This is a genomic window from Serratia sp. BNK-17, from assembly GCF_048684935.1.
GTDB classification, from domain to species: domain Bacteria; phylum Pseudomonadota; class Gammaproteobacteria; order Enterobacterales; family Enterobacteriaceae; genus Serratia; species Serratia nematodiphila.
The window spans coordinates 3584132-3610293 of record NZ_JBLQTR010000001.1 but is presented as its reverse complement, the minus strand read 5'-3'; the positions used below and the strand labels follow the sequence as shown (position 1 = coordinate 3610293).

At 60.2% G+C, this 26162-nt stretch carries 23 protein-coding genes; 19 read left to right on the top strand and 4 right to left on the bottom strand.

Annotation, left to right across the window (positions count from 1 at the left end; translation table 11 throughout):
- Positions 1-8: 8 nt before the first annotated feature.
- From ACMGF7_RS17125 to ACMGF7_RS17060, 14 genes are all read left to right on the top strand, one after another.
- Complete coding sequence (locus ACMGF7_RS17125) at positions 9-344, top strand: T6SS amidase immunity protein Tai4 family protein (protein WP_049240794.1); 336 nt, start codon at positions 9-11, stop codon at positions 342-344.
- 62 nt (positions 345-406) lie between these two features.
- The gene (locus ACMGF7_RS17120; RefSeq protein ID WP_033643557.1) at positions 407-1168 is read left to right on the top strand and encodes a DUF4225 domain-containing protein; all 762 of its coding nucleotides are present in this window, start codon (positions 407-409) and stop codon (positions 1166-1168) included.
- Between the two features lie 405 nt (positions 1169-1573).
- Positions 1574-3313 (top strand): type VI secretion system-associated FHA domain protein TagH, encoded by a 1740-nt coding sequence (gene tagH / locus ACMGF7_RS17115; RefSeq protein ID WP_420286546.1) that lies wholly within the window; start codon positions 1574-1576, stop codon positions 3311-3313.
- Positions 3313-4086 carry a PP2C family protein-serine/threonine phosphatase gene (locus ACMGF7_RS17110; RefSeq protein ID WP_004934976.1) on the top strand — a complete coding sequence of 258 codons (774 nt, stop codon included), beginning with the start codon at positions 3313-3315 and terminating at the stop codon, positions 4084-4086. The genes tagH and ACMGF7_RS17110 overlap by 1 nt, the downstream gene beginning before the upstream one ends.
- 28 nt (positions 4087-4114) lie before the next feature.
- A complete protein-coding gene (locus ACMGF7_RS17105) occupies positions 4115-5101 on the top strand; it encodes a type VI secretion system-associated protein (protein WP_273874419.1) in 987 nt (328 codons plus the stop codon).
- Positions 5102-5116: 15 nt separating this feature from the next.
- A complete protein-coding gene (locus ACMGF7_RS17100; RefSeq protein ID WP_273874418.1) occupies positions 5117-5938 on the top strand; it encodes a type VI secretion system accessory protein TagJ in 822 nt (273 codons plus the stop codon).
- 2 nt (positions 5939-5940) lie between these two features.
- Entirely contained in the window at positions 5941-6516 is a 576-nt protein-coding gene (locus ACMGF7_RS17095; RefSeq protein ID WP_004934985.1) for a type VI secretion system baseplate subunit TssE, read from the top strand.
- 4 nt (positions 6517-6520) lie between these two features.
- Positions 6521-8407, top strand: a complete 1887-nt coding sequence (tssF, locus tag ACMGF7_RS17090; RefSeq protein ID WP_420286545.1) for a type VI secretion system baseplate subunit TssF — start codon at positions 6521-6523, stop codon at positions 8405-8407.
- Positions 8404-9474 (top strand): type VI secretion system baseplate subunit TssG, encoded by a 1071-nt coding sequence (gene tssG / locus ACMGF7_RS17085; RefSeq protein WP_164094825.1) that lies wholly within the window; start codon positions 8404-8406, stop codon positions 9472-9474. Before tssF ends, tssG begins: the two co-directional genes overlap by 4 nt.
- Positions 9475-9530: 56 nt before the next feature.
- Positions 9531-12188 carry a type VI secretion system ATPase TssH gene (gene tssH / locus ACMGF7_RS17080; RefSeq protein WP_164094824.1) on the top strand — a complete coding sequence of 886 codons (2658 nt, stop codon included), beginning with the start codon at positions 9531-9533 and terminating at the stop codon, positions 12186-12188.
- A 49-nt stretch (positions 12189-12237) separates the two neighbouring features.
- The gene (locus ACMGF7_RS17075; protein ID WP_049240662.1) at positions 12238-13683 is read left to right on the top strand and encodes a serine/threonine protein kinase; all 1446 of its coding nucleotides are present in this window, start codon (positions 12238-12240) and stop codon (positions 13681-13683) included.
- Positions 13684-13824: 141 nt separating this feature from the next.
- A complete protein-coding gene (locus tag ACMGF7_RS17070; protein ID WP_164094823.1) occupies positions 13825-15753 on the top strand; it encodes a type VI secretion system Vgr family protein in 1929 nt (642 codons plus the stop codon).
- Positions 15754-15885: 132 nt separating this feature from the next.
- Positions 15886-16410, top strand: a complete 525-nt coding sequence (locus tag ACMGF7_RS17065; RefSeq protein WP_141241430.1) for a hypothetical protein — start codon at positions 15886-15888, stop codon at positions 16408-16410.
- 3 nt (positions 16411-16413) lie between these two features.
- Complete coding sequence (locus ACMGF7_RS17060) at positions 16414-17166, top strand: hypothetical protein (protein WP_053091199.1); 753 nt, start codon at positions 16414-16416, stop codon at positions 17164-17166.
- Between the two features lie 221 nt (positions 17167-17387).
- Here the strand turns inward: ACMGF7_RS17060 and sbmC are convergent, their stop codons facing one another.
- Both sbmC and kynA read right to left on the bottom strand, forming a co-directional pair.
- A complete protein-coding gene (gene sbmC / locus ACMGF7_RS17055; RefSeq protein ID WP_049240665.1) occupies positions 17388-17855 on the bottom strand; it encodes a DNA gyrase inhibitor SbmC in 468 nt (155 codons plus the stop codon).
- Between the two features lie 22 nt (positions 17856-17877).
- Complete coding sequence (gene kynA / locus ACMGF7_RS17050) at positions 17878-18720, bottom strand: tryptophan 2,3-dioxygenase (RefSeq protein WP_033635042.1); 843 nt, start codon at positions 18718-18720, stop codon at positions 17878-17880.
- Positions 18721-19015: 295 nt separating this feature from the next.
- On the opposite strand from kynA, the gene ACMGF7_RS17045 reads away from it, so the two are divergent.
- The 4 genes from ACMGF7_RS17045 (at position 19016) to ACMGF7_RS17030 (ending at position 22811) form a co-directional block, all read left to right on the top strand.
- Positions 19016-20053: a LacI family DNA-binding transcriptional regulator gene (locus ACMGF7_RS17045; RefSeq protein ID WP_154746414.1), complete on the top strand. Its 1038-nt coding sequence runs from the start codon at positions 19016-19018 to the stop codon at positions 20051-20053.
- 270 nt (positions 20054-20323) lie between these two features.
- Positions 20324-21559: an MFS transporter gene (locus ACMGF7_RS17040; protein WP_228392596.1), complete on the top strand. Its 1236-nt coding sequence runs from the start codon at positions 20324-20326 to the stop codon at positions 21557-21559.
- A 21-nt stretch (positions 21560-21580) separates the two neighbouring features.
- Positions 21581-22345 (top strand): SDR family NAD(P)-dependent oxidoreductase, encoded by a 765-nt coding sequence (locus ACMGF7_RS17035; protein ID WP_021505753.1) that lies wholly within the window; start codon positions 21581-21583, stop codon positions 22343-22345.
- A gap of 49 nt (positions 22346-22394) precedes the next feature.
- Complete coding sequence (locus ACMGF7_RS17030) at positions 22395-22811, top strand: RbsD/FucU domain-containing protein (RefSeq protein ID WP_049240670.1); 417 nt, start codon at positions 22395-22397, stop codon at positions 22809-22811.
- Between the two features lie 52 nt (positions 22812-22863).
- Here the strand turns inward: ACMGF7_RS17030 and ACMGF7_RS17025 are convergent, their stop codons facing one another.
- Positions 22864-24213: a colicin-like pore-forming protein gene (locus ACMGF7_RS17025; protein ID WP_420286544.1), complete on the bottom strand. Its 1350-nt coding sequence runs from the start codon at positions 24211-24213 to the stop codon at positions 22864-22866.
- Between the two features lie 305 nt (positions 24214-24518).
- On the opposite strand from ACMGF7_RS17025, the gene ACMGF7_RS17020 reads away from it, so the two are divergent.
- On the top strand, positions 24519-25598 hold the full coding sequence (locus ACMGF7_RS17020; protein WP_420286543.1) for a transketolase-like TK C-terminal-containing protein: 1080 nt from the start codon (positions 24519-24521) through the stop codon (positions 25596-25598).
- On the opposite strand, the gene ACMGF7_RS17015 is transcribed toward ACMGF7_RS17020, so the two are convergent.
- Positions 25599-26036 (bottom strand): MarR family winged helix-turn-helix transcriptional regulator, encoded by a 438-nt coding sequence (locus ACMGF7_RS17015; protein WP_015378305.1) that lies wholly within the window; start codon positions 26034-26036, stop codon positions 25599-25601.
- Positions 26037-26162: the final 126 nt, after the last annotated feature.

The following is a 26162-nucleotide window of genomic DNA, read 5'->3' as shown; positions in this document are numbered from 1 at the left end:
TCCTACTCATGTTGGCGGTATTGAATACTGAAGCTTCCGCCAACGGAAAGTATTCCCCTGCTGAGTACCTCAAAAACTACGCGCTTAGCGTTTGCATCGCCGAGGGGTACTCAGCAAAAGAAGTCAAAAACGATGCCGCCGCCGCCGCTCGGGGTTACATGGAGTTCGGCGATTATTCTCTGGAGGCGCATACCGCCGTCAGGACGCTGGCAAAAGGATTTCTGGCAAAGCCCTATGACAGCATGTCTGGGAAGCCGATGACGATGGCCAAGTGCATCGATCTTGTACATAGCCAAGAGCTGCAAGCCATCATCAAGAAGTACCAAGGGAAAGACGACAACTGATAATAAATACGCATCCTTACATATAATAAATGTTAGTTTAGAAAAATAGGAAAGGAATCCTGATGCAATACAAAACAAAAGCAGATCTGGATAGATCTGTCGATGAACTCAAAAAACTATCAAGAACGTTTTCACGACAGTATCTATACACCAACGAATCAAGAGCTAATTTCTCACTGGAAATAGACCAACTTATTCAGTTTGCACAAAGGGATATCAGTATACACTGCACATCCTACGCTGGGGCAATCAGGGACATTGAAGACGAGACTAATCATCTTAAACGCCAAGCTTTTGCTATCGACGCAGGAAGAAATACGCTCTATATATCAATAGAAAAAAAGAAGAGTAACAACACCACCAACCTTATTTTGAAGCAGATAGGTTTTGTCGGTGGAGGAACACAAATATTCGCCGGAGTCGGTACTTGTGCAGCGACTCTCGGTATGGCGTGTGGCGGTTTTGGCTTACCGCTGATTGCTCAAGGTACTAACAATATTTATGAAAACGGTTACTATTTACTTTTCCGAAAAGATAAATCAGGCAGTGTCAGAAATGCCTATCGATATACTGCAAAAGCACTAGGATATAGTCAGGATGCTGCGGATACAATTTATGGCACTGTAGATCTTAGCCTATCTGGATATGGAATGATCAGGAAAACATTAAAACCAGATGCCTGGAGATTATATAGGAATATCAATAGCGACTTTATTCGTGGTTGGCAAGAGATGGGCCGAACAGGTTTGACGATTGAGGTTATATCAGATTTAACAACCGGCAGCGGGATGTACGAACTCATAAAGGACAACCAAAGAAAATGACTCCAGACGTCACGCTATCAACTTACTCATATGGATTCTTATTTTCCTACTTTTCATTGTCACTCATAATTTTAGTGGCATTATATTACTTAAAAAAAATATCGGCACGCAAACACAATTATCCATTGTTTGTTTTCAACTGTCTCATTGTTGTTGTTATGGGAGTCCTACAGCTCTCAATTTTTGCATATGGAAATGATTTTCTTAATCTTTTCTACCCAATAGGCAACGATAACTATGACTCTATTCACTACGGCAGTTTGATGTTCACCTTTATCTACTTAACTCAACTACCAAAAAACACCTATTACAAAGAAGAAAAGAATCGAAGTTAGCCATCTGATTAGATGACTAAATCAACATACGCCCAAAGCAGTCTAAAATCCCCATCAGCAGGAATGCCTTATGCGATTTTCCATTGTAAAAAATAAAAGCGGCCAGGTTCCGCCGCAAAGCAGTTGCGATTTTCTGCCGCCGGGCGGCACCATCGGCCGTAGCGTGGACAACAACCTGGTGCTGCCGGACGAAGAGCGCGCCATTTCCCGTCTGCAGGCGATCGTGCACATTTCCTCTGACGGCGAATGCCGCATCACCAATCGCGGCAACGTCACCCGCGTGCTGCTGAACGATATTCCGCTGGAGCGTGGCCGCCAGGTTGAACTGCAGGATGGCGACGTGCTCGGCATCGACGATTACCAGATTGAAGTCAGCGCGCTACAGCAACACGCCGCGCCACAGGCTCAACCGGTGGCCAAGGCTGCTGCCGTTGCCGCTGCTGCGGCCCCAGCAGCCGCCGCCACCGAAAAATCCGCCGCGCCAATTCCCAACGAAATCTGGGACAGCCTGGTGGAAGAATTTACGCCTAACGCGCCGGCCGCCGTCACACCGCCGCCGATCGCCAATCCGGACAATCATCCGCTGCTGGATACCCCCGCTCACGAGCTGAACCCGGCCGATCCGCTGGCGCAGCTGGCGGGCGATGTCGATCTGCGCCAATTGCAGCAACAGCAAACCGATCCGGCCGCCTTATTCAACACTGACTCCACTTTTGAGCGTGAGCATATCCTGGCCGACACCACCCCCAGCGCGCTGCTGGCGGAGCAGGCTGCGCCACCGCGCCCGGCCCCCCCCGTCCGGAATGCGCAGCAACCGGAACAAGAACTGGATCCGCTGGCGCTGTTCGGCGGCTCATCCGCGCCCGCTTCGCCAGAGACGCTGAACAGCAACGATCCGCTGGGGCTGCTGATGGGCGGCGCCGTGCCGCTGGCTCAGCCGGAGGAAGCGGTACAGCCGCCGTCCCCGCCGCCAGCACCGGCTCCGGTCGCCGCCCAGCCGGTAGCGCCGCGCCCTCAGCCGACGCCGCCGCCCGTGCAGATGCCCGAGCCGCAGCCCCAACCCGAGCCGCAGTTCAGCCCGCAGGAGCCGCCTGCGCAGCCGCCGCGTCCGCGCCAGGGCAACCGCCTGGGCATCGATCCGGTTGCCTACCAATCCGCTCAGCGGCAGCACGCCGCCGCGCCGAATGGCGACACCTTGGAAGGACCGTTGCTGGCGGCGCTGCTGCAAGGCGTCGGTCTTGACGATCTGCAGCCGCAGCCGCATTTCGACGAACAACAGATCCGCCTGGCCGGTCGCCTGCTGAGCCTGTTCTCGCAGGGCACCGTCGCCCTGCTCTCATCCCGCTCGATCCTCAAGCGCGGCGTGAAGGCCGAGATGACCATGATCCTCGACGAAGCCAACAACCCGTTCAAGTTGCTGCCTTCGGGCAAAACGGTGCTGATGCAGATGTTCGGCAGCCAGATGCCGGGCTTTATGCCGCCGGAGCAGGCGGTGCGCGACGCGCTGATCGACCTGCAGGCGCACCAGCTGGGGATGATCGCCGGCATTCGCGCCATCATCGCCGCCATGCTGCAGTCGTTTAACCCGGAGCGTCTCGAAGAAGAAGCGCGCAAGGAAGGCGTGGCGCCGCGTCTGTCGCTGCCCGCCAACCGCAAGGCCGCGCTGTGGGACTACTTCGTGAAGAACTATCAGCAAACCTCCGGCGAAATCGAGGACGATTTCCACACCCTGTTCGGCGAAGCCTTCCTGCACGCCTATGACGTTGAAGTGAATCAATACAAAGACTCACAGACCAAACCGGACGCGTAATGAATATCACCATAGCCTCTACCTCCAACCAGGGCGGCCGCGCCTCCAACCAGGATCAGACCGGCGAAGTGCTCGGCAACCGCGCCGCCTGCTTCGTGGTGTGCGACGGCATCGCCGGTTTTCCGGGCGGCGATATCGCCGCCAAACTGGCGCGCGACACCATTTTGCAAAACTTCGACGGCGAAAAGCACCTGAACGCCCAGAGCATTCGTCAGCACATCACCAGCGCCAACGCCGCCATCCACCAGCAGCAGCGGCAGTCGGACGAATACAGCAAGATGGGCACCACGCTGGTCAGTCTGTTTATCGATCGCGATTACCAGCTGGCCTACTGGGCGCACGCCGGCGACAGCCGCCTGTACCTGTTCCGCCGCGGTTACCTGCATGCCGTCACCACCGACCACAGCCTGATCCAACAGATGCAGGACGCCGGCTACCAGACCAACGGCATCAACAGCAACCTGCTGTATTTCGCGCTGGGGCTCAACGAAGAGCGCGACGCCACCTACAGTGACGTGCTGCAGCTGGAAGACGGCGACGTTTTCCTGCTGTGCACCGACGGCTTCTGGCACAGCTTCAGCCAGGCCGAACTGGAACAGTCGCTGCATATGGTCAACTCCCCCAGCGAGTGGATCGCCCTGATGCAGCAGGCATGGAAGAAAAACAATAACAGCGATAACTACAGCGCTATCGCCGTCTGGATTGGCTCACCGCAGGAAACCACCCTGCTGCATTCGCTGGCGGATGCGGAGCGGTTTCTGAGCCGCGACTGAGCAGCGCACATTCACAGCAAGGTTCACTATGAAATATTGGATGCCGGGGCTCGTCGCCCTGATGGCGGTGCCGACCGCGCAGGCGATGAACTATCGCCTGGTTTACTCCCCCAGCCAGAAGCTGGAAGTGTTTATCGATGACGTCAAAAACAGCAATCCGGCAAGCTGGTGCGGCAAAAGCATCCCGCTGCGTATCGTCTCGGCGCAAAGCCAGGATCCGACGGTGCTGAACGACTTTCTGCCCCGCGTCGGCAATCTGCTGGAAAAGCAGTGCCCGAAAGCCGGCCACCTGCCCTGGACGCTGACCGACAAGCGCGGAGAGAAACTGGCCAGCGGCGAAGCCGCCAAAGCGCGCGGCTGGAAACCGGTGGTCAAACAAGAGGCCTCCGAGCCGCCGGAAACCCCGCCGCAACCGGCGATCCCTGCGGCGGTGGCCGTGACTTCTCCGCAGGCGGACAGCGCGCCGGCTCAGCGTTTCAGCCTGCCGCAGGGCTGCCACTTCCGCACCTTCTGGCGTGACGAGGCCAACGGCGGCTCGCTGTTCATTCCCGCCGGCGCCGCGCTGCGCTGCGGCGAGGACGGCTGGCTGCAGGGCAGCGGCGCGGTCACGCTGCAACAGGGCGGCCAGACCCTCTCGCCGACGCTGTGGTTCCTGCAAGGTTACCCGCTGGCGCAGGTTAACGGCGGCGATCGCGCGCTGACCGTCGTCAGCGCCAACGCCCAACGGCTCATTTTGGGCGGCAACCCGCAGGCGCCGGGCAGCTTCCTGCTGCTGAACTTCGAACCGAAGCTGCACGCCTGGGCGTTCAACGGTGAAGCGATCGTTGAAATGCCGCGCGTCGACGCCGCCGACGAGAACAAGATCAAACAGCGCGTGCAGCAGGCGCAAACCGCCTGGCAGCCGCTGCTGAGCGCCCCCGCCCCACTGACTTTCAAACTGGTGGAAAAGCTGGCCGCAGACCGCGTTGATCCCGCCAGCGGCAGCTACCTGTCGGTTAACGGCGTCACTCACTGATTATAAGGAAAGCCTGTGAAATCATTAGCAAGCATGCTGCAAGGCCAGTCGATCGGCGCGGCCATCACCGCCGTCGAAAACGATATCAAGGCGAAACCGGCGGATGCCGACCTGCGCGCCGCGCTGGTGCAACTGCTGTGCCTGAGCGGCAACTGGACGCGCGCCAACGCGCAGCTGAAATCCTGGCAGGCGCTGAAACCGATAGCCCAACCGACCACGCTGCTGCTGATGCAGTCAGTCAACGCCGAGCTGCAACGCCAGGCGGTGTTTGCCGGCACGGCCGCGCCGGCGCTGCTGCGGCAGGATCAGCCTTGGCTGAAACTGATGGTGCAGGCGCTGCATCAGGATGCGCAAGGGGCGGCCGAACCGGCCCAGGCGCTGCGTGATGAAGCGCTGGAGGCCGCTCCGGCCGGCGCCGGGCGGTTAACGCTGGCCGAAGGCGAACAAGAACGGCAGCTGCGTTTCGACTGGCTGACCGACGGTGACGGCCGCCTCGGGCCGGTATGCGAACTGGCGCTGAACGGCGTTTACTACTGGCTGCCGTTTGCCGACATCGCCGCGATCCAGTTCCAGGCGCCGCAGAGCGCCATCGACCTGGTGTGGAGCCATGCGCTGGTGCGCCTGACCGATGGCCGCGAACAGGTATGCCAACTGCCCGCCCGTTACCCGCTGGCAGAAGGCAGCGACGACGCGCTGCTGCTCGGCAAGCGCACCGAATGGCAACCGCTGGGCGACGGCACCCACTATGCGGGGCTGGGCCTGAAAACCTGGCTCAGCGAAAGCGATGAATTCCCACTGCACAGCCTGCGGCAGTTGAGCTTCGACGCGAGCGCCTGACCATGAACGATAAGCGCCCACCCCACTACGACGGCGGCGATCTGCGCCACCAGGGCTATCGCTATCGTCAGGACAGCGAACGCCTGACCTCGCGCGACAAAATGCAGCCGGTGCTGCTCGATATGCTGACCGACGACGAACCGCAGAAAAAGCAGGAGGCGCAGGTGCGCAACCTGGTGTCGCACAGCGAGCTGCGCCGCCGGGTATTGCGCGATCTGCAGTGGCTGTTCAACTGTGTCAACAGTGAATCCAATCTGGATCTCGGCGATTTTCCGCAGGTGCGGCGCTCCACCCTGAATTACGGCATCGCCTCGCTGGCGGGCAAGCGCATGTCGGACATCGAATGGCTCGACATTCAGCGCGCGCTGACCGAATCCATTCTCCATTTCGAGCCGCGCATTTTGCCCGAGGGGCTGCAGGTGCGCTGCATCTCGGATACCGGCTCGCTGGAGCTGCACAACGTGCTGTCGATCGAAATCAAGGGCCGCCTGTGGTGCGTGCCCTATCCGCTGGAGTTTCTGTTCCGTACCGACGTGGATCTGGAAAACGGCCACTTCGATCTGAAAGACATAGGGTAAGGCGATGGACAGTAAACTGTTAGATTATTACAACCGCGAGCTGGCCTATCTGCGTGAGATGGGCGCCGAGTTCGCCGAACAGTACCCGAAGGTTGCGGGCCGCCTCGGCATGCGCGGCATCGATGTGGCGGACCCTTATATCGAGCGCCTGATGGAGGGCTTCGCCTTCCTCACCTCGCGCGTGCAGCTGAAAATGGACGCCGAGTTCCCGCGCTTTTCTCAGCGCTTGCTGGAGATCATCTACCCCAACTACCTGTCGCCGACGCCGTCGATGGCGATCGCCGAGCTGCAGCCGGACAGCAGCAAAGGCGACATCAGCAACGGCTTCGTGGTGCCGCGCGGCACCATGATGGACAGCCAGACGCTGAAGAAAAGCGGCATCACCTGCAGTTACACCACGGCGCATGACGTCACGCTACAGCCGGTGCGCATCGCCGGCGTCGAGCTGGGCGGCATTCCGGCCGATATCCCGCTGGCCTCGCTGGGGCTGCAGCACAGCGGCTGCGTCAGCGCGCTGCGCATTCGTCTTGAGTGCTACGAAAGTGTGACGCTCAACAACCTGCAGCTGGATCAATTGATGTTTTACCTGGCCGGGCCGGACATGCAGGCGCAGCAGTTGCTGGAGTTGCTGATGCAGCACAGCGTCGGGCTTGTCTGCCAAACGGTGGAGGCTCAGCCGCAGCGGCGGGCGCTGGCGTTGGACGGGCTGCGACAGGAGGGCTTCGCCGCCGATCAGGCGCTGCTGCCCAACGATCTGCGCAACTTCGAAGGCTACCGGCTGCTGCAGGAGTATTTCGCCTTCCCGGCGCGCTTCCAGTTCTTCAGCGTCAACGGCCTGCGTCCGCTGCTGCAGAGCGTGCGCGAAGGGAAAAAGGGGCTGCGCCAGTTCGAAATCGTGGTACTGCTGGATCGGCATGATGCCGCGCTGGAACGGGTGGTCGACGCCGCCCACCTGGCGCTGCACTGCACGCCGGTGATCAACCTGTTTCCGAAAGTGGCCGAACGCATCGCGATCAACGAAAAGAACCACGAATACCATCTGGTGGTCGACAATATCCGGCCGCTGGATTACGAAGTGTTTTCGGTGCAGCGGCTCGGCGGCAGCGCCAGCGAAAAACGCTACGAGCAAGAGTTTCGGCCGTTTTACAGCACCCTGAGCGCGGACGACGGCAACTATGGCGCCTACTTTTCGCTGCGGCGCGAACAGCGCACGCTGTCGGAGCACGCCAGCCGCTACGGCACCCGCACCGGCTACGCCGGTTCGGAAGTGTTCGTGTCGCTGGTGGACGAACGGCAATCGCCGTGGCACAGCGATCTGAAATACCTCACCGCCGACGTGCTGTGCACCAGCCGCGATCTGCCGTTGATGCTGTTGCAACAGGATCAGGGCAACTTCGTGATGCCCGATTCGATCCCGATCAAGCAGGTCTCGCTGCGCAAAGGCCCCACCCCGCCGCGCCCGGCGCTGGCCGAAGGGATGATCACCTGGCGGCTGATCAGCCAGCTGCAGCTGAACTACCTCAGCATGATGGACGGCGATCCGGAACAGGGCGCCGCCAGCCTGCGCCAGCTGCTGGGGCTGTACGGCAACCTGAGCGAACCGGCGATCGCCAAGCAGATCCAGGGCGTGCGCCACTGCAACCTGCGGCCGGTCTATCGGCGTGTACCGGAGCCCGGCCCCATCGTATTCGCGCGCGGCATCGCCATCGATCTGACGGTCGATGAGCAGGCGTTCTCCGGCAACAGCCCTTACCTGCTCGGCAGCGTGCTGGAGCGCCTGTTCTCGCGCCTGGTGGCGATGAACACCTTCACCGAGATGACGCTCTCCAGCCAGCAGCGCGGCGAAATCGCCCACTGGCAGGCGCGCATGGGCAAAAGGACGCTGATATGAGCGCGGAAATGATCGCCACCGAACTGGCGCCGCCGCAGATCAACGCGTTGTATCGCCTGCCGGACGACTTCTGGCCGCGGCTGCGCAGCGCGCCTTACCAGCACGATCTGTTTCAGCTGCTGCGGCGCATCGACGCCCAGGGAGGCCAGCCCTACCTGCTGGGGCGCGCGCCGCTGCCGCGCCACGAGATGCTGCGCCTGGGCCAGGAGCCGTCGCTGTCGTTCGCGCCCTCCACGCTGGCGCAGGTGACGCCGCGCGCCAACGGCCCGCTGCACGACGTTTCGATCTTCAGTTTCGGCCTGTTCGGCCCCAACGGGCCGCTGCCGCTGCACCTGACCGAATACGTGCGCGAACGGGTGTATCACCATCAGGACACCACCCTGCTGGCGTTCACCAATCTGTTCCATCACCGGCTGACGCTGCTGTTTTACCGCGCCTGGGCCGACGCGCAACCGACGGTATCGCTGGATCGCCCGGACAACCGGCGCTTCGACGAGTACCTGTCGAGCCTGATCGGCATCGGCCAGCCGGCGCAGCAGGAACGCGACAGCATCAACGCCCACGCCAAGCATTTTATGGCCGGTCATCTGATTCGCCACAGCCGCGATCCGGAAGGCCTGAGCAAGATTTTGCAGCAGTATTTCAAGGTGCCGGTGCGCATCGTCGAAAACGTGCCGCACTGGCTGCGGGTGGAGCCGCGCGAGCAGGCGCGGCTCAAGGCCGGCCGCGGCGCGCCGCGGCTCGGCGAGTCGGCCTTTCTCGGCATCGCGGTGCGCGATATCCAGCACAAGTTCCGCATCGAGCTGGGGCCGATGCCGCAGCAGGACTATGACCGCTTCCTGCCGGGCGCCGAGCTGTGCCGGCAACTGCGCGACTGGGTGCGCCAATACCTGGGCATCGAGTTCGTCTGGGAAGTGCGCCTGATCCTGGCGAAGGAACAGGCGCACGGCATCCAGCTCGGCGGCGCGCAGCGATTGGGCCTGAGCAGTTGGCTGGCCGACCATCGGCGACAGCGCGATCTCGACGATCTGATCTTCAGCCCTGAACCGCTGGAAAACCCGTTCTGACCCTATTTCGGCCGGCGCCCTGCGGCGTCATGCCACTCTGAGACCTGAGGAAAACCATGTCTGAAATCAGCCGCTCGGTATTATTCGGCAAACTGGATAGCCTGTTATTCACCTCTCTGGAAAGTGCGACGGCGTTTTGCAAGCTGCGCGGTAACCCCTACGTCGAACTGGCGCACTGGCTGCATCAGCTGATGCAATCGCCGGATGGCGATCTGCAGCAGATCGTCCGCCACTTCACGTTGGACGAAGCGCAGCTGGCGCGCGACATCGTCGAGGCGCTCGATCGCCTGCCGCGTGGCGCCAGCGCCATCTCCGATCTGTCCGAGCACATCGACAGCGCAGTAGAACGCGCCTGGGTCTATGGCTCATTGAAATTCGGCGCGGCGCGCATCCGCGGTGGCCACCTGCTGCTCGGCATTCTGAAAACCTACAGCCTGCGCCATCTGCTGAAGGCCATTTCTCCGCAGTTCGAGCGCATCAACGCCGATCTGTTGATGGAACAGTTCGCCGTCATTACCGCTCACTCGGCGGAAAACGCCCAGGATGCGCCGGCGGAAAGCCGCGCCGAGAACGCATCCGGCGCGGCGCGCAGCGGTGAAAGCGTGCTGGCGCAGTATGCCCAGGATCTGACCGCCAGAGCGCGCGACGGCGAGATCGACCCGGTGGCCGGCCGCGATGAAGAGATCCGGCAAATCATCGATATCCTGATGCGCCGCCGCCAGAACAACCCGCTGCTGACCGGCGAGGCCGGCGTCGGCAAAACCGCGGTGGTGGAAGGCCTGGCGCTGCGTATCGTGGCCGGCGATGTGCCGCCGCAGCTGCGCGACGTGAAACTGTGCCTGCTGGACATCGGCATGCTGCAGGCCGGCGCCGGCGTTAAGGGCGAGTTTGAAAAACGGCTGCAGGCGGTAATCGACGAAGTGCAGTCCAGCCCGACGCCAATCATCCTGTTTATCGACGAAATTCACACCCTGATCGGCGCCGGCGGCGCCCAGGGCACCGGCGACGCCGCCAACCTGCTGAAGCCGGCGCTGGCGCGCGGCCAACTGCGCACCATTGGCGCCACCACCTGGTCGGAATACAAGAAATACATCGAGAAAGACCCGGCGCTCACCCGCCGTTTCCAGGTGGTGCAGGTGCACGAACCGAGCGAAGACAAGGCGCTGCTGATGCTGCGCAGCACCGTCAGCCCGCTGGAGCAACACCACCGCGTGCTGCTGCTGGATGAAGCGGTGGACGCCGCGGTGCGGCTGTCCCATCGCTATATTCCGGCCCGCCAGTTGCCGGACAAGGCGGTGGCGCTGCTGGATACCGCCTGCGCGCGCGTGGCGGTCAGCCAACACGCCGAGCCCGCCCAGGTTGAAGACTGCCGCCATCGCATCGATGCGCTGCAGATCGAATTGGATATCGCCCGCCGCGAGGCCAAGGTCGGCATCGGCGATCCCCTGCGCCCGCAGGAGATTGAAGCTCAGCTGACCGCGCTGCGCCTGGAGCTCGAACAGCTGACCGAGCGCTGGCAGCAAGAGCTGACGCTGATCCAAGAGATCATCACGCTGCGCGCCCAGCTGCACCGGCAGGAAGCGGAGGAGCCTGCCGGCGAAGAAACGGAGGCGAGCCCTGACGCCGACGCGCTGCGCGCCCAACTGGGCGAGCTGCAGCAGCAACTGAGCGCGCTGCAGGGCGAAGCGCCGCTGATCTTCGCCGCCGTCGACGCCAACATCGTGGCGGCGGTGGTGGCCGACTGGACCGGCATCCCGCTGGGCCGCATGGTGAAAAACGAGATTGAAGCGGTGCTGCAACTCTCCGACACCCTGAACCAGCGCGTGATCGGCCAACGCCATGCGCTGGATCTGATCGCCCGCCGGGTGCGCACCTCACGGGCGCGGCTGGACGATCCGAACAAGCCGGTCGGGGTGTTCCTGCTGGCCGGGCCCTCCGGCGTCGGCAAAACCGAAACCGCGCTGGCGCTGGCGGAAACCCTGTACGGCGGCGAGCAGAACGTCATCACCATCAACATGAGTGAATTCCAGGAGTCGCACACCGTTTCGACGCTGAAAGGCGCGCCGCCCGGCTATGTCGGCTACGGCGAAGGCGGCGTGCTGACCGAGGCGGTGCGCCGCCGTCCTTACAGCGTGGTGCTGTTGGACGAGATCGAGAAAGCGCACCCGGACGTACATGAAATCTTCTTCCAGGTGTTCGACAAGGGCTGGATGGAGGACGGCGAAGGCCGCCATATCGATTTCCGCAACACCATCATCATCCTGACCTCCAACGTCGGCACCGATCTGATCGCCGGGCTGTGCAGCGATCCGGAGCTGCTGCCGGAGCCGGAGGCGCTGAGCGGCGCGCTGCGCCAACCGCTGCTGTCGGTGTTCCCGGCCGCCTTGCTCGGCCGTCTGCTGGTGGTGCCGTATTACCCGCTGACCGACGCCACGCTGGGCAACATCGTGCGCCTGCAGTTGGGCCGCATTCAGCGTCGCCTGGCGGAGAATCACGACATCGTCTGCACCTTCGACGACGCGGTCATCGAGCAGATCGTCAGCCGCTGCACCGAGGTGGAGTCCGGCGGCCGCATGGTCGACGCCATCCTGACCAACACCCTGCTGCCGCAGATCAGCCACACCCTGCTGACCGGCAGCGCCAACGACCAGCGCTATCGCCAGCTGCATATCGCGCTGCAGAACAACGAATTCATTTGTCAATTTCAGGCATAACGCCGCGGCCGCCGAGACGGCGGCCCTTTGAACACAGAGAGTCATCACTATGTCGGGAACCGGGATAACCAAACCGAATTCGAACAGCCTGCCGAGCGGCTATCGATTCAACGAATTCGAGATCCAGGAAGCGATCGGCGAAGGCGGCTTCGGCATCGTCTATCGCGCCTACGATCACCAACTGGAACGCACCATCGCCATCAAGGAGTACATGCCGACCTCGCTGGCGAAACGCAACGACGATCTCAGTATCGGGCTGCGCGGCGAGCGCTTCGGCAAAACTTTCCAGGCCGGGCTGAACAGCTTTATTCAGGAGGCGCGTCTGCTGGCGCGCTTCTCGCATCCCGGCCTGCTGCACGTGTTGCGCTTCTGGGAAGAGAACGGCACCGCCTATATGGGCACCCAGTTTTACAGCGGCACCACGCTGAAAAACCTGCAGGCGCAGCAGCCGGAAAAAATCAACGAGGCGTGGATCCGTCGGCTGCTGCCGCCGCTGTTCAGCGCCATCAACACCATCCATCAGGAAGGCTATCTGCACCGCGACATTTCGCTGGATAACATCCAGATCCAGGAGAGCCAGCTGCCGGTGCTGCTGGACTTCGGGTCGGCGCGCAAAGAGATCGGCAACCTGTCGGACGAAACGGAGATCATGCTCAAACCGGGCTTCGCGCCGATCGAGCAGTACACCGAGAACAGCGACGGCGAACAGGGGCCGTGGACCGATATCTACGCGCTGGGCGCCGTGCTGCACACGCTGATCGTCGGTTCGCCGCCGCCGGTCAGCGTGGTGCGCAGCATCGAAGACAGCTACCAGCCGCTGACCGAGCGCCGCCCCGCCGGCTACTCGCCGGAGCTGCTGCGCACCGTCGATCGCGCGCTGGCGCTGAAGCCGGAAGACCGCCCGCAGACCATCGACGAAATGGCCGAGCTGTTGCACCTGCCGATCGCCGATGAAAACGAAATCATCAGCACCCCGGCCGCCGCGCCAGAGAACTTGTTGGTCGCCGCCAACCCGGCCGCCGCTGCGGCCGCCGCCGGCGCCGTTACCGCGCGCGGCACCCAATTCTCGCGCCCGATAATGGCCGGCGCCGGCGTCGCGGCGCTGCTGGTGATCGGCGCCGTCGCCTGGCTGAGCGGCGGCAAGGACGACGCTCAGGCCGTCGCCCAAAACACCGTAGCGTCACCGGCGCAGAAAACCCTGACGGAGCAGCCGAGCGCGCCGCAAACCGCGCAGCCTGCAGCGACAGAACCTGAAAAAGCGGCGCCGCCACCGCAGCCGGTGGCGCTGGTGTACTTCAAACTGCAGCCGGGTGAGCAGGTCAGCCTCGACGGCAAGCCGCAGCAGGTCACTGCGGGCGAAAACGGCTTCGCCAGCCTGAACCTGGCGCCGGGCCGTTATCAGTTGGAGATCCGCCACAACGATCGGCTGCGCCGCCAACAGCTCAGCATCGACACCGCCGGCACCTGGCTGGTCAATCCGGCCACCGCCGGTTAATCCCGTTCTGAAACTCCGCCGCGGCGGGGTTTTCCCTATTTCATGAGACTGACGAGCAACTGCCCCCTCATTGGCCGCGCGGCAAGGCCGCTGCAACGCCGGAGTATGCAGGGCATGACGTCAATCACAGAGGACGTTCTCATGTTGGATCGCATTATTGCGCACACGCCGCTGGGCCAGGAGCAACTGCTGTTCCGCTCGCTGGACGGCATCGAAGCGCTTTCCACTCCTTTCGACTTCTCTATTGAATTGCTGAGCACCGACGCGCGGCTCGATCGCAAAGCGCTGCTCGGCCAACCGCTGACGCTGGAGATCCCGACCCAGGGCTTTCTCAGCGCCCCGCGCTACCTGAACGGCAAGATCACCGCCATCGCCGTCAGCAGCGAAGAGATCGGCGGCACGCGCTACGCGGTGTATAACCTGCACGTGCAGCCGGATCTGTGGCCGATGACCAAAGACCGCAACTTCCGCATCTTCCAGGAACAGACGGTTCCGCAGATCGTCAAGACCCTGCTGGCGGAGCACAACGTGCAGCTGGAAGATCAGCTGACCGGCGACTATCGCCTGTGGGGCTACTGCGTGCAGTACAACGAAAGCAGCTTCAACTTCATCAGCCGCCTGATGGAGCTGGAGGGCATCTATTACTATTTCAAACACGAGATGGGCAAACACACGCTGGTGCTCGGGGATGCGCCCCACCACCACCAGCCCTATCCCGGCTACGAGATGATCCCCTACCACCTGACGCCGTCCGGCGGCAGCACCAGCGAGGAAGGCATCAGCCAGTGGACGTTGTCCGATCGCGTCACGCCGGGCATCTACAGCCTGGACGACTACGATTTTCGCAAACCGAACGCCTGGCTGTTCCAGGCGCGGCAAAACCCGGTCTCACCCACGCCGGGGCAGATCGACGTTTACGACTGGCCGGGCCGCTACACCGAGCATCAGCAGGGCGAGTTCTACGCCCGTGTGCGCCAGGAGGCCTGGCAGGCCGAACATCAGCAGATCCGAGGCACCGCCACCGCCATGGGCATCGCCCCCGGCAGTACTTTCACGCTGTATAACGCCCCGCATGCCGACGACAATCGCGAATATCTGACGCTGCAGGCCAGCTACCATCTGAAAGAGAATCGCTACGCCAGCGGCGACGATCAGAGCAGCGAACACCGCATCGACTTCATCGTCCTGCCGGCGGACGTGCCCTGGCACCCGCCGCAGCAGGCCAGCTGGCCGAAAACCCACGGACCGCAGACCGCCCGGGTGGTCGGCCCGGCCGGCGAATCGATTTGGACCGACAAATACGGCCGCATCAAGGTGAAGTTCCACTGGGATCGCTTCGGGCCGAAAGACGACGGTAGCTCCTGCTGGGTGCGCGTCTCCAGCGCCTGGGCCGGCCAGGGCTACGGCGGCGTGCAGATCCCGCGCGTGAACGACGAAGTGGTGGTGGACTTTATCAACGGCGATCCGGATCGGCCGATCGTCACCGGGCGCGTCTATAACGAAGCCAGCATGCCGCCCTGGGCGCTGCCGGCCGCCGCCACCCAGATGGGCTTTATGAGCCGCACCAAGGACGGCACCGCCGACAACGCCAACGCCCTGCGTTTCGAAGACAAGGCCGGCGCCGAGCAGGTGTGGATCCAGGCGGAGCGCAACATGGACACCCAGGTGAAAAACGATGAGAGCCACACCATCGCTAACGACCACACCCACCTGGTGGGCGGCAACCAGATCAAGCGGGTGGTGCTCAATCAGGCCACCGGCGTCAAAGGCGACGCCTCCGCGCTGACCGGCAAAACGCGCAGCGACGCCGTGGTCAATGCCTTTACCCTCGGCTCCGGCGAATCGCTGCGGCTCGAGTGCGGCGAAAGCGTGATCGAACTGCTGGCGGACGGCCAAATCAACATCACCGGCACCAGTTTCAATATCACGGTGAAAGAGGATGGCGCGATCAACACCGGCGGCCAGCTGGATCTCAACCAGCCTGGCGGCGCCGCACGCACCGCCGCACCGGGTGGCGGCCATCAGGCGGCGATCCAGAGCGCCGTCGATCAGCTGTTCCCTAAAGAGTAGGTAATTGGTACGCCGGGAAAGCCGGTTAACGCCGCCCCTCGGGCGGCGGCAGCGGCGCCGGCATCTATCACGCAAAATGCTCAATCGACAACAAAACCCGGCAGAATTGATAATCGGGTTGTTGAATCGGTCATGGCCTCTGAAGGGAGTGCTGGAGAACAAGGTGGGCGCCGTGAGTTATACGGATTCAGAAAAGGAAATGGCAATGCCTATGACAAAATCCTTGCTGCTCGTAACCAATACGGCCAAGGCAGCGCTGAAGAGTTTGAGGAAGTATCCAAAGCAATGAGCGCATCAGCGAAGTCTGCAGGTGCACTGAACTTTTCTGATCCAGGAAAACAAGGGGCAATAACTTCATTGGCACATATGCGTGGCTCATCTGGCGCACAAGCGATCCTGAACTCCATGGAGTCCGGACGAATAGTTAAGGCTGATACCTTAACGCCGGAGGCAATAGCCAAAATTGAAAGTATGTCGGCGGAAAGCTTTCAGGATAATTTACTTAAAGCTCGGGTAGAATACGATAGAGCAATATATGGAGATACCATCACGACGCAGGGTGGTAAACAGTACAACTGGTGGGCACGTTATGGTAATGGCCTTCAAAAGCGGTATGCCCGGGAAGCAGAAGAATTTTTAAAATTATCAAACGAGTGATTTATGTTCAAAAAAATCTTATTACCTACATTGTTTGCTGCTTCTTTGCTTTGCTCCATTGAATCCACATCAGCGATAGATTTGTTACAATATAACAAAATCAACACAGTAAGCGGGCTGGTCAACGATAAAGCGGTCACTGACAATCTTAAAAGCATACTGGGTCAAGACTATGAAAAGTACATCAACAACTTTGATGTGTTCGGTGAACCTCATTCAACCCCAGGTGGTGGGTTATTTGTTGAAGGCTGGCTAAAAGATCTTTATCTGGAAAATGCCTCTGCTCTGGTCATCAATCCCGATGGGAAAATTTATGTCGCCTGGGTTGTACCTGATTCTGATATCATAAATTACAAATCATCTGATAAAGATTCCCCTATTAATAAAGATATTCTGCATTGGGCTGCACGCTTCAAAGACATGCATTTTTCCTCAGACAGCAAAAGAAATAAGGTGAGGACTGAGGAAGAATACTTTGACACACAGTCATTCTCTATCAAGCTCATGACTGTTTGCATCAGTAAAGGAAACTGTAATGATGCTACTTATTATGGAGAGCGTAAAAAAGATGGTGCTGCTGTAACTTTGCAGGGAAAAGTTACACGTGCTGATTGCAATACAGCCCCATGCCCAATAATCAGTTATGAGTTTAAAAATGCATCGACGACCTACATGCTCAGTAAAATTGATAACACACTGACAGTTATAAAGAATGGTAAGATATTAATGAATCAAAAAGGAACTTGGGGGAAATAGCCACCACAACCGCCACCGGGTGATTCCAAGGCACTTGATTCCAAGACGATAAAGTGAGACTTGGCCTATCTACCTACACCGTATAGATATCAAACGGCCTATACCTCAGTGCGAGTGACACTCCCTCCTCTTGTCACCGCTCCTAAACCGAACAGGAATGACAATCACAGGCTGAATCGGCACATCCCGTCGATTCAGCCTTTCTGCGCATCAAGCCGCTCTCACCACTTCTTCACCGTCTGGTAAATATCGAGGTCGAAATAGCCGTCGGCTTCGCAGTCGTTGAGATAGTGCTCATAGCTCACCCCCTCAACCGGCTGGTAGCCGCTGGCCGGCAGCAGCTTCTGATAGAACTCGCCCCACACCCGCTCGAAATCGCCATCGCTGATGCGCACGTGGTAGACCGCATACTGCCCGGCGGGCAGCGTCTGCACGGTGACGCCCTCGCTGCCCGCCGGCAGCGCGAAATCGTCCGCCACGCTCATCACCACGTCGGCGCGCAGCTTTTCCGGCGCCACTTCCGCCGGATCGTCCCAATACAGCACCAGCCATTTGCCGAACGGCACCTCGTGGCGCTGCCGCCATGCCAACAGTTGCTGCGAGCCCTGCGGGATGGTCTGCGGATACGGCCCCACGACTCTCACTCCCACCACCTTCTCCGCCGCCTTATCGATAATCCTCACGCTCATCGCCCTTCCCCCTCACAATGTCTCAGGCGCCGATTTCGGTACGCACGTCCAGCAACTCGGGGAAAAAGGTCAGATCCAACGCCTTTTTCAGGAAGCTGACGCCGCTGGAGCCGCCGGTGCCTGACTTAAAGCCGATGATCCGCTCCACCGTTTTCATATGGCGGAAACGCCACAGATGGAAACTCTCTTCGATATCCACCAGCTTCTCCGCCATTTCATACGCTTCCCAGTAGGTTTGCGGGTTGTCGTAGATCACTTTAAACGCAGGCAGCAGATCCGGGTTGCGCTGGTAGGGCTGCGTCCAGTCGCGCTCGAGACACTCCTGCGGGATCGGCAAGCCGTGGCGCGCCAGGTACAGCAAGTATTCGTCGTACAGGCTCGGCGCTTCGAGGATCGCCTTCAGCGCGGCGTGCTTTTCCGCATCGCTGCTGAACACCGCCAGCATGGCGGCGTTCTTGTTGCCGAGCAGGAATTCGATCGACCGGTACTGGTGCGACTGGAAGCCCGACGAACTGCCCAGCACGTCGCGAAACTCGACGTATTCCGACGGCGTCAGCGTTTCCAGCACCGCCCACTGTTCGAACAGCAGCCGCTGGATCTGTTTGACGCGCGCGAGGATTTTGAAACAGTGGCTGAGTTTGTCCTGCTGCACCAGCCGCAGCGCCGCCTGCAGCTCGTGCAGCATCAGCTTCATCCACAGTTCGGAGGTTTGATGCTGTATCACGAACAGCATTTCGTCATGATGCGGCGGGTTGGAGAGCGGGTGCTGGCAGTCCAGCAGTTGGTCCAGGCACAGGTAGTCGCCATAGCTCATGCGTTTGGAAAAATCGGTGACAATCGCGCTTTCTAATTCCCGTTTGTTCATCTGTGATCTCCGTTGCGCCCAGCGCCCCATCGGCCTGGAACGTGCCGCAAAGAGAAAACAATAGTACAGAACCCGCCGCCCCGAAGGGCGATAAACGAGAGATGCTTCGCAGATCTCACTCATCTGCGTTAACACAGTACCCCCACCCCGCTGTTGTTTAGTAAACAACACGGCTGCCGCCTGACGACTCTCACAAATGCGCGATCCCATGCACGCGGCGCCCCGGTTGCAGCTTGCCTGCGGCCGGCTTCCCTTATAGATTGCAGGCTAACGGCAGGCAGCAAGGTAGCGGCAAATGGCAAATATTCGTGATGTGGCGCGGTTGGCCGGCGTGTCCATCAGCAGCGTGTCGAACCTGCTGAATAATCGCAGTCACCAGATGAGCGCGCAGACCCGTGAGCGCATCGAACGGGCGATGGCGACCCTGGGCTACCGGCCGGCTCAATCGGCGACGGCACCCACGCCGCAGGCGAAAATCATCGGCCTGCTGCTGCCGTCGATCGTTAACCCGAGCTTTTCGGCGCTGGCGCATGCGGTCGACGGCGCGGCGCGGGCTCACCGTTACCGGGTCTTGCTCGGCAACGCCTACCGCCAGGAGCAGGAGGAGGCCGCGTTTATCGACGATATGTTCCTGCACGGCGTGCGCGGCATCATCGTGGCGGCGAGCGACATTCGTCAGACCCATTTTGTTCGGGCCGCCGAGCGAGGCATGAAGATTGTCAGCTACGACAGCCCGTTTGCCGAGCAGATGGCCACCGATAGCCGGCTGTTCGACAGCGTGTCGATGGACAATATCGCCGCCGGGCGCCTGGCCGCGCAGCACCTGCTCGAACGCGGCTGCCGGCACATCGTGTTCGCCACCGAAGCGACGCTGACCGTCGGGCGCAGCCACAAGATCGACGGTTTTCTGAGCGCCCTGGGGCACAGCCTGAGCGAACGCCAACGGGTGATCGAAGGCAAGGCCACCAGCGCCTACGGCGACACGGAAATGTTCGAATTGGGGCTGACGCTGGCGCCGCGCGTTCTCGCGTTGGCGCCACGCCCGGACGGCATCGTGGCGATTAACGATGCGTTGGGCATCGGGCTGATGGTGGGCCTGCGCGCCACCGGCGTCCAGGTGCCCGCAGACATCTCGGTGATCGGCATCGACAATATCGCGCTGGCCGGCCTGGCCGAACCGGGGCTGACGTCCGTCCGTCCGCCGCTGGCGGAGATGGCGCAGCTGATGGTCGAACGCCTGATCGGCCGCATCAACAATGATTCGCAACCGCCCGGCGAGTTTCTCTTCCCGCCGACGGTCATCAGCCGGCGCTCGGTCAAAACCGCCGGTTAATAGAGTAAAAACGGCTTTCCCAGACGATGCGCAGTCGGCATCGTCCGGATCGTCACAGCTAAAAGCAGAAAAAATAGAATCGTCGCAATAAATAAACGGCGCGACGCTTTTATGCACGTAACGTCGTTATTCAGCTCTCCGCTCATTGCTTTGGGCCGGACCGCTATTATTCCGATTAACCACATGGAAAAAACCATGATGAAAAAAACAATGCCAAAGGATATTGAACGCAGCGCCATCAGGAAATTGACGCTGCATATTGTGCCCCTCATGATATTGTTGTATTTCCTGGCCTTTCTCGACCGCAACAATATGGCCTACGCCGCCAAAGCGCTGGAAGATAATTTGGGATTGACCGCCTCGGCCTTCGGCTTCGCCTCCGGAATTTTCTTTATCGGCTATTTTCTGTTTGAAATACCCAGCAACGCCGGCACCATAAAATTCGGCCCGCGCATCTGGTTCGCCAGAATATTAATTTCCTGGGGCATCTTCGCGACCCTGCTCGGTTTTGTGCGCACGCCGCTGGAGCTGTATATTTGCCGTTTTATGCTGGGCGTGTGCGAAGCCGGTTTCTTTCCCTCGGTGGTGTATTACTTCACGGTCTTCTTCCCGGAAAAGTACCGCACTAAAATTCTCGGCATGTTCATCATCGTCCAGCCGCTGTCCAACGCGGTCGGCTCGCCGATTTCCGGCTTTATTCTCAATATTCAGCATGACTGGTTCGGCTTCGCCCCCTGGCAGCTGCTGTTCATCCTCGAAGGGCTGCCGCCGATCGTCATCGGCCTGCTGATCCCGTTCCTGATCAAGAACTCACCCAAGGATGTCGGCTATCTGAACGTGGAGGAAAAAGCCTGGCTGATGAGCAACGCCGGCCGCTCCAAATCCGGCTCTAAAATCACGCTGGGCGACTTCCTCAAGGGCATTAAAAACAAGAAATACCTGCTCTACGCGCTGCTCAACTTCGGCATGGTGTGCGGCATTTACGGCTTCGGCACCTGGCTGCCGTCGATCATCAGCGCCATTTCCGGCGGCGATATCTTCCGCGTCAGCCTGCTGGCGCTCATTCCCTACGGCCTGGCCGCGCTGCTGGTCTATCCGTGGAGCCTGTGGGCCAGCAAAACCAAAAAACTCGGCGTGTTCGCCGGCCTCAGCATGGTGATCGCCGCCATCGGCCTGATGGGCGCGGTGACATTTTTTAAATACGACCCGTTCGTCGCGCTGTCATTCCTGTGCATCGCCGCCATCGGCATCTATACCGCCGTGCCGCCGTTCCTATCCATGCCCGCCAACATTTCCACCGGCGCGGCCGCAGCAGCCGGGCTGGCGGTGGTGAGCTGCATCGGCAATATCGGCGGTTTCGTCGCTCCCTATGCGGTGGGCGTGCTGAACGATCTGACCGGCAGCAGCGCGCCGGGGCTGTTTTTCCTGGCTTCGTGCCTGCTGGCCACCGGGTTGATCTGCATTTTCTACTGCGCCAAACAGCGTGAAGGCGTCATCAATTCTTAACGAACCAATAAGGAGTCAATCATGGGCGATCTTGCGGGCAAAAAGGTCTTTATCACCGGGGCGGAACAGGGCATCGGCCGCGCCACCGCGGAGCGGCTGATCAAGGCCGGTTGCGACATCTATTTTCACTATCACAGCGACGAAAGCGGCCCCAAAGCGCTGGTGGCGCTGGCCCATTCATTGGGGCAAAAGGCCGCCTACGGCTACGCCGATCTCATCGATACCGACGAAACGCTGCGCTGCGTCTCGGCCGGCGCCGAGTTGCTCGGCGGCATCGATATCCTGATCAATAACGTCGGCGGCATCGTCGGGCGCAAATGGCTGGGCGAGATCGACCGCGCCTTCTGGCAAACCGTGATCGACGTGAACATGACCACCATGCTGAACGTCACCCAGAGCGCGCTGCCGCACCTGAAAGCGGCGCCGGACGGCGCCAGCATCGTTAACCTGGCCTCACAGGCGGGCCGCGCCGGCGGGCACGCCGGCTCGCTGGTCTATTCCGCCACCAAGGGCGCGGTACTCACCTGGACGCGCTCGCTGGCGGCGGAGCTCGGCGAGCACGGCATTCGGGTGAATGCGGTGGCGCCCGGCCTGATCCTCGGCACCCGTTTCCACAATCGCCACACCACCCAGGCATCGGCGGAGGAAACCGTTCGCGCCATCCCGCTGGGCCGCGCAGGCACACCGGACGACGTGGCGCGCGCCATCGCCTTCCTGGCGGCGGAATACGACGGCTTCATCTCCGGCGCCACTCTCGACATCAACGGCGGCATCTACCGCATGTAATTCAGCTGCGGGCGGCGCGCATGCCGCCCGCCCATTCAGGAATCGCTTTATGATCAAATCCGCCATCACTCACCCGCCGCTGCTCGCCGCACTGGCGCAATGCGGGCATAAAACCCAGGTGTTGATCGCCGACGGCAACTACGCCTGCGTGACCCACGCGCCGAAAGACGCCACCGTGGTCTATCTGAACCTGGCGCCCGGCACGCTCGCCGCCCCGCCAATCCTGGAAAAACTGCTGGCCTGCATCAACGTGGAAAGCGCGGCGCTGATGGCCTGCCCGCCGGACTTCACCAACACCATCGAAGCCGAATACCGGCAGCTGCTGCCGGCACATTGCCCGATCGAACACCTGCCGCGCGAGGCGTTTTACGCCGCGGTCAAATCGGATCGAACGCTGCTGGTGATCGCCTCCGGCGAACAGCGCCGTTTCGCCAATCTGCTGCTGACAGTGGCGCCGGTGGTGTGAAAGAGGTAGAGGGTGTGAGGTGTAAAATGAGGGGGCCAGCCCCCTCATGCCGTTACAGGTCAGCGACCCACTTCTCCAGCTCCCCCGCACGTTCCGCATCGATATAGCTGGTGGCCCAGCCAAACAGGTAAGCGAAGGCGAAAATGCCCACCGTCGACGACACCAGCGTCGGCGCGAAAAACGCGGCGATAGCGGAAAGCGTATACCCTGCGCCGATCGACAACCCGAGCGCTTCGAGCTGGTTGCGGAACGCTTTCCAGTTGCCGGTTGAGAAACCTTCAATCGCGGCGTTTACCAGATCCGCGCCTTTGATCGCCCAATCCACCCCGGTGAAGACCTTGCCTAATACCCGCGCATTGCGGGCATACTGTTCCGCATCGATCATTTTCAGCCAGGTGACAATCGCCGCTTTGTCCTGCGCCTTAAGCTTTTTGTTCAGGCCCTTCGTCAATTGCTCGTAGGTTTTCTCCGCATCTTGCACGTTGCGGATATATTTTCCTTGTATTCCCGCCTCCAAATCCTTGGCGAGTTTGGCGTATTTCGCGCCGATCTTTTCCGCGATATCTTTATTGATACCTGCGGCCAGGCTGACGCCATCCTTGATGGCTTTTAATTCCGCATTTTGATATTCGACGAATTCCTTAACGATCGTTTTTACCGAGCCGGGCGATTTTACCGGTTTGCCGTTGGCATATTTCACCTCCATGGCATTCAGGTTATCCCCTCTCACCACGGCGATAAACGCGGGCCGGTTCTTATTGGCCTTATAGTAGAGGTTGTAGGTCGCCACTCCGTCTTGCTTTTCCACCTTCAAATGATGAAAACCGTAGTAACTCCCGGTCGTGCGGGTCGTCGAGAATTCGCCGGTTTTGCCGTTGCCATGCCAGCCGCTGACGGGCCGATCGCGATGCGAGTCTGTCACGAAACTGCCTAACGAAGAGGCGCCGATCTGCCCGGCATTCAGGCCATTGTTGCCGCCTTTGCCAGGAGTTGAGGGCTTGCGCGCATGGCCGGTTTCGATATCCCCGATCGCCACTGTCATCCCCTTGGCGTTGACCCCCATCACCAGCCCCCCCAGGCCAATGTGCTTCGCCTGCTCGGCCGTCAAACCGGTGGCGGAAAGGCTCAGCGTGCCGGATGGGCTGACGCTTTCAATATGCAATTTCGCATCCGGGTTAATTCTGCGCGCCGCCTTAATCACCGCCTCCAGCTTCATGCGCAGCGCCGGATCGTTTTGGATCGCCGCTATCTGTTGCTGTTCAGGGCTGTTGCCAACGCCGGCGCCGCCGCGATCGCGATCGCCGGAATGGCCTTTATCGCCGCCCCCTGGCTCAGGGCCCGTACCGCGTTCAGAACTCCAGTTAGTCCCATCTCCTTTACCGCCATAATTAAATCCAGGCATATGCTTTCATCCTTATTTCGTTTTATTTTTAAGATGCCGATATTCTCGTTTAACGCGGATTGACACGCGCATTATCCCTATCGGCAAACCGTTTTTAGCTGCCCGTCATTTATAAAAAACTGCAGAAATAAGGACAACGGATGGCGGCTGTCTGGTCGGTGAAACAAATAGGATCGCGTCTGCAGAACCTGAATATATCGCCGCGGGACACACCTGGATGGCTGCGACCTGTTCAGAAGTCATTGGCACACGCCATGAATTGCAATTACAATCATCGCACTTGCAACTTAAAGAGAATGCTCCGCATGTCGCCTCAACGTATAACACTGCCCGCCGCCTCGGCCAGAACCCAAACCCTGGCCGAAGCCTGTATCCGCAAGATGACCTCCGCCAGCCAAAAAGCCGGCGCTTCGCGCCCTTCTGCCAGCGCCTGGACGGCGCAAACTCTGGGCGAACTCAACGCCAGCGGCGACATCTGGCTTATCGACGGCAGAAGGCGCGCCGAGCCGCCGATTTCCCGCTACGCCACCGCCTGGCCGCTCTGGTTTGGCCATCAATCAGAGCGTTATGAGAAGCCGCTGTTTTACTTCGTCAACACGCCCTCGGTGGACATGCTCCGCGGGCTTGAGCCGGAAACCAATCGCAAGGGGATTTTCATCAGCGATGCAGATACCGGCAATGCCGATTTGCCGAAAGGCGTTCAGGCCTGGTTCCCGCTTCAGCTCACGGCCATGCCGGGCTGGTTGCCTTTCGATCCGGCCAATGCCAGAGAAACCGGCGCGATACTCCATCACGCCCTGCGCGCGCTCTATCTGGAGGGAACGAGAAAGATGGTGTATCTCGCGACCAACGCAGACAATGGCCCCCTCTCTTCAGGGGAGCCGTTTGTCGCAGAACAGGCGTTCAGGGGAATGTATCGCGTCGCCACCGCGGCAGACTCACCGTTGCAGGTTCGTCTGTGCGGCGCCGGCCGTGCGCTCGCCCGCGTTCAGCAGGCGGCCGAGGTATTGAAAAACTGGGGGATTGCGTCTGAAATCTGGAGCTGCCCCAGCTACACGCGGTTGGCGCAGGACGCCGAACTCGCCGACATGCAGCGCCAGGACAGCGGCGGCAAATGCCATCTGAAAACGTGCCTGGGTGCCGGGAATGCCCCCGTCATCGCCGTCACCGACTACTCGCACCTGATTGCCAATCAGCTCAAGCGATTCATTCCCGCACGCTTTGCCGCGGTGGGCTCAGATTCACGGGTGCGCGGCGAAATCCACTACCCGCAGGCGGAATGGATTGCGCTCTGCGCCCTCAAACTGCTGGCCGACGAGCAGAAAATCCCTTCGGCGCTGATCGCCGATGCGCTGCGCGTTCTGCACATCACACCCGATGCCTGATCACTCTCTGGCCAGCTGCATCGCGTTGTCCAACGCGTCGGAGAAGCGTGCGATCTCTTCTTCGCTGAACTGGTTGAGAAAATGGGTGTTGACCACCGTGCGGTAGATCTCCCACATCTTTTTCCGCAGGGCCTTGCCTTCCTCGGTGATAGTCGCGAAGGAGGCCCGGCGATCGTCATCCGATCGAAAACGCGTGACCAGCCGCTCTTTTTCCAGGCGATCCATCAGGCGGGTCAGGTTGTAACGCTCAATCACCAACACGTCCGCCAGCTCATGCATGCGGCGTGTGCCGTTTTCCCCGCTTTCCAATCCCCATAACACGTCATACCAGGCGTAAACCGGCAGCCCCGCTTCCGACAACTTCGCCTCTATCTTTCTGATCATCGCCCGATGCGCGCGCACAAAGGAGAACCACAGGTCGGGTTGTTTATCTGTCATGTCATTTTTCTCGTCAAAAGCGGTGAGTTGCAATTGCAATTGTAAAGGGATAGAGTGGCTTTCGCCATTGTTGCATTTGCAACTCTTGCACTTGCAATTCAATAAATCCCTGTATCGCTCAGCGCC